The 699-nt window shown below is 74.4% G+C and carries 1 protein-coding gene and 1 pseudogene; both read left to right on the forward strand.

Annotated features, from left to right (window positions below):
* Nucleotides 1-381: pseudogene (locus G7A99_RS23060) on the forward strand (nitrite reductase large subunit); the annotation flags it as partial.
* Nucleotides 382-409: 28 nt separating this feature from the next.
* On the forward strand, nt 410-699 hold a 290-nt coding region (gene nirD, locus G7A99_RS23065), incomplete at its 3' end, for a nitrite reductase small subunit NirD (RefSeq protein WP_163144381.1).

Below are 699 nucleotides of genomic sequence, written 5' to 3' on the forward strand. Positions count from 1 at the left end.
GAGTCCACCATCAAGGACTTCGGCGTGATCGCCAACGACAGCGGCTGGGAGCTGGTGGTCGGCGGCAACGGCGGCACCAGGCTGCGCGCCGCCGAGGTCCTCTGCCGGGTCACCGGCCACGAGGCGGTGCTCGAGCACGCCGCGGCCTTCCTGCAGATCTACCGCGAGGAGGCGCACTACCTGGAGCGGACCGCCCACTGGATCGACCGCGTGGGCCTCGACTACGTCCGTTCGCGGGTCGTCGACGACGCCGACGGCCGGCGCCGGGCCCACGAGCGCTTCCTGGAGTCCCAGCGGCACACCCAGGTGGACCCGTGGGCGCCCCGCTCCGACGCCAGCGCCCCGGACCCGGAATTCCGCGCCCTCCGGGCGACGGGCTGAACGCCCGCACCACAGAGGAGACACGAACATGTCAGCAGCCGTCGATACCGGCGAGTGGGTCGCGATCGGCCCCCTCGACGCCATCCCCCGCCGCGGGGCCCGAACGGTGGAGACGCCCGACGGGCCGGTGGCGGTGTTCCGCACCGCCGACGACGCCGTCTTCGCCGTCGCCGACCACTGCCCGCACCAGGGCGGACCGCTGTCCCAGGGCATCGTCTCCGGCGCGGCGGTCTACTGCCCACTGCACGACTGGTGCATCGAGCTCGCCACCGGCCGGGCCCGGGCGCCGGACGAGGGCAGCACGCCCCGCTACCCGGT

Source organism: Arhodomonas sp. KWT (assembly GCF_010993615.1).